Below are 3748 nucleotides of genomic sequence, written 5' to 3' on the forward strand. Positions count from 1 at the left end.
ACGGCGTGCCGTCATATTCGATGGTGAACTTGTAGCGCGGCATTTTGATCCAGCTTGCTGTCATCGTCCGCCCCCGGGTCGGCGCCGAGCGCCGCCCGAGGACAGGCTCCAGCGGACGATCCAGTAGGCCGAGGCTTCTCGGCTCAATCTCGAAAAGCGCGGCGTACTGGATACCCCGCTTTCGCGGGGTATGACAGTGTCAGGCAAACCGTGCGCCCGCCTTCAGCGGCGTGCCGCGCAAAAGATCCGCGGACTGCATCGGTGCCTTGCCGGCGCGTTGCAGTTCGAGGATCCGGACCGCGCCAGCGCCGCAGGCGACCGCCAGGTGATCGTCCAAAACGGTGCCGGGCGCGCCCGCGCCAACCGCCGGTTCGACGCGCAGGATCTTTAGCCGCGCCGGTGCGCCGTCGATCGGCACCTCGCTCCAGGCGCCGGGAAACGGCGACAGGCCGTGAATGTGGCGCAGCACCTCGCGCGCAGGTCTGTCCCAGTCGATATGCGCCTCGGCCTTCTCGATCTTGGCTGCGTAGGTGACGCCCGCCTCGGGCTGCCTTGTGAGTTGCAGCGCGTCGCGCTCGAGCGCGGCCATCGCGCGCACCATCAGGTCCGCGCCGATCCGCGCCAGCGCATCGTGCAGGCCCGACACCGTCGTCGCGTCCGATATCGCGATGCGTTCGGCCATGGCGATGTCTCCGGTGTCGAGCCCGACATCCATCTTCATGACCATGACGCCGGTCTCGGCGTCGCCTGCCATGATGGCGCGGTTGAGCGGAGCAGCGCCACGCCAGCGCGGCAGCAACGAGGCGTGCAGATTGTAGCAGCCGCGTTTCGGCGCATCGAGGATCGCTTGCGGCAGGATCATGCCATAGGCCACGACGACGGCTGCGTCGGCGTCGTGGCTGCGAAAGGTTGCGAGGGCCTCCGCGGTCTTCAACGTGTTCGGCGTGAGCACGGGCAAGCCGAGCCGCCGCGCCTCCTGCTCGACCGGCGTCGGCTGCAACGCAAGGCCGCGGCGGCCGCCGGGTTTTAGCGCGCGGGTGTAGACGGCCGCGATGTCGTGGCCAGCGTCATGCAGGGCGCGTAGCGTCGGCACGGAAAATTCCGGCGTACCCATGAAGATCAGGCGAAGGGACATCTCTTACCCTTGAGGAAGGATGCCTCACTTTTACTCGTCATGGCCGGGCTTGTCCCGGCCATCCACGTCTTAACTGGCATCAGGAAGAAAGACGTGGATGCCCGCGACAAGCGCGGGCATGACGATGAGGAGCCAAACTACTCCGCCTCGCGCTTGGCGGCCTTGGTGAATTTTTTGAGCACGCGGTCGCGCTTCAGCTTCGACAGATGGTCGATGAACAGCACGCCGTTGAGATGGTCGATCTCGTGCTGGATGCAGGTCGCAAACAGTCCCTCGGCGTCCTCCTCGTGCACCTTGCCGTCGAGATCGGTGAAGCGCACGCGCACCTTCGCCGGCCGCTCGACCTCCTCGTAATATTCGGGGATCGACAGGCAGCCCTCCTCGTAGATCGACACATCCTCGGACGCCGACAGGATTTCCGGATTGATGAAGACCCGCGGCTGCTGCCTGGTCTCGCCGTTCTCGTCGCGCTTGGCGAGGTCCATGGTGATCAGCCGCAGCGGCTGGGCCACCTGGATCGCGGCGAGCCCGATGCCCGGCGCCGCATACATGGTCTCGAACATGTCGTCGACCAGCTTGCGGATCTCCGCGGTGACCTTCTCGATCGGTTTGGAGACCAGCCGCAGCTGCTTGTCGGGAAGGATGATGATGTCTCTGAGTGCCATGGCGGGCGATTTAAGCTGTTGACCAAAAGGGGTCAATGCGCCGCCACGCCGCGTTCACCATCGCTGACCTGAGAATTTTCAGGTTGCACTAACCATAAAAATTGACCCGCCGTTAACCACAATTGTTCTCTCTTCGTTCGCGCCACACTGCCGAATCGGCTACACAGATCGGATGAACCCGAACCAGATCCTCCTGATGATCGGCGACTGGCCGCTCCGCTTCGGCGAAGCGGCCTTGAGCTTCTGCGCCCTGGTCATCCTGTTGCTGCTCGCGATCACGATCGCGGTGATGCGCGCCGGGCGGCGTGGCGCCGATATGGCGATGACACAGGCCATGCGCGCCGACGCGCTGGAAGAGCGCCTCGGCGAGATGCTGCGGGCGCAGAGCGAGTCCAACGGACGGGTCGATGCGATGGCCCAGGCGCTCGCCGGCCGGCAGGCCGAGATGGCGCGTGCGGTCAACGAACGTCTCGACTCGGTGACGCATCGGGTCGGCCAGTCGATGGAGCAGACGACGCGCAACACGATGGACTCGCTGCGCGTGCTGCATGAGCGGCTCGGCATCATCGACCATGCCCACAAGAATCTCACCGACCTGACCACGCAGGTCACGACTTTGCGCGACGTGCTCGCCAACAAGCAGGCGCGCGGCGCGTTCGGCCAGGCTCGGATGGAAGCGATCGTCCAGGATGGATTGCCGAAGGGCAGTTATGAATTCCAGTTCACGCTCTCGACCGGCAAGCGCCCGGACTGCGTGGTGTTCCTGCCCGACCAGCGGCCGCTTTGTATCGATGCGAAATTTCCGCTGGAGGCGATGACCGCGCTGCACGACGCGCGGACCGACGAGGCGCGCAAATTCGCCTCCCAGCGGCTGCGCACCGACGTGCTGAAGCATGTCAGCGACATCGCGGAAAAATATCTGATTGCGGGCGAGACCCAGGACAGCGCGCTGATGTTTGTGCCGTCGGAATCGGTCTATGCCGAGATCCACGACGGGTTCGACGATGTGATCCAGAAGGCTTACCGCGCCCGCGTGGTGCTGGTGTCGCCGTCGCTGCTGATGCTGGCGATCCAGGTCATGCAGCAGATCATGCGCGATGCGCGGATCAGAGATGCCGCCGACCAGATCCGCAATGAGGTGATCAATCTCGGCGACGATCTCGGCCGCCTCCGCGAACGCGTCTTGAAGCTGCAGAAGCATTTTGGCGACGTCAACGAGGACATCCGCCAGATCCTGATCTCGGCCGACAAGATCGAGAAGCGCGCCGGACGGATCGAGGAACTCGATTTCTCCAAGCAGGACGCGCCGGCCGAGCCGCCGCGGGCGGTGGGACCGAAAACGCCCGATCTGTTCCCGCTTCGCCAGCTCCAGGCGGGGGAGTGAGGTTGGAACTGCCTATGATGGTCATGCCCCGCGAAGGCGGGGCATCCAGTACAGGGAGACGCCGGCAACTGGATGGAGATGGAGCGGTCGTGGAGTAACTGGATCGTCCGCTTTCGCGGACGATGACGACAGACACAGGCATACGATCGAGTCGGATGAAGACAGAGGGCTTCCGATGGAAGCGCACCACTTCTACGTCTACATACTCGCGAGCAAGATCGGCGGTACGCTCTACATTGGCGTGACCAACGATATCATCCGTCGCGTGGCGGAACATCGGGAGAAATTGGTAAAAGGCTTCACCGCGAAATACGACGTCGTTAGGCTCGTTTATTTTGAGCAGTTCGACGACCCGGAAAATGCAATCAAACGCGAAAAGCAGCTGAAGAAGTGGAATCGGGCCTGGAAGATTCGGCTAATTGAAGAGAAAAATCCGAATTGGGATGATCTGTATCCCGGGATCGCGGGTGCATTGAACCTCGTCCCCCGCGAAGGCGGGACATCCAGTGCGCCGCAACGGCAGTCCTAAATGGAACTGTCTCGAATACTGGATCGTCCGCCTTC

Annotated in this window: 4 protein-coding genes; 2 read left to right on the forward strand and 2 right to left on the reverse strand. The window is 63.3% G+C overall.

Features of this window, described 5'->3' with window-relative positions; all coding sequences use genetic code 11:
- Positions 1–199: 199 nt before the first annotated feature.
- A complete protein-coding gene (fmt, locus tag JOZ76_RS16740) occupies positions 200–1135 on the reverse strand; it encodes a methionyl-tRNA formyltransferase (RefSeq protein ID WP_291699860.1) in 936 nt (311 codons plus the stop codon).
- 137 nt (positions 1136–1272) lie between these two features.
- Entirely contained in the window at positions 1273–1800 is a 528-nt protein-coding gene (def, locus tag JOZ76_RS16745) for a peptide deformylase (protein ID WP_291699862.1), read from the reverse strand.
- Positions 1801–1972: 172 nt separating this feature from the next.
- Between def and JOZ76_RS16750 the strand changes: the two genes are divergently transcribed.
- Positions 1973–3184, forward strand: a complete 1212-nt coding sequence (locus JOZ76_RS16750) for a DNA recombination protein RmuC (RefSeq protein ID WP_291699864.1) — start codon at positions 1973–1975, stop codon at positions 3182–3184.
- Between the two features lie 175 nt (positions 3185–3359).
- Positions 3360–3713 (forward strand): GIY-YIG nuclease family protein, encoded by a 354-nt coding sequence (locus JOZ76_RS16755; RefSeq protein WP_291699866.1) that lies wholly within the window; start codon positions 3360–3362, stop codon positions 3711–3713.
- Positions 3714–3748: the final 35 nt, after the last annotated feature.

Origin of the sequence: Bradyrhizobium sp. (assembly GCF_019244115.1) — a bacterium.
Classification (GTDB): domain Bacteria; phylum Pseudomonadota; class Alphaproteobacteria; order Rhizobiales; family Xanthobacteraceae; genus Bradyrhizobium.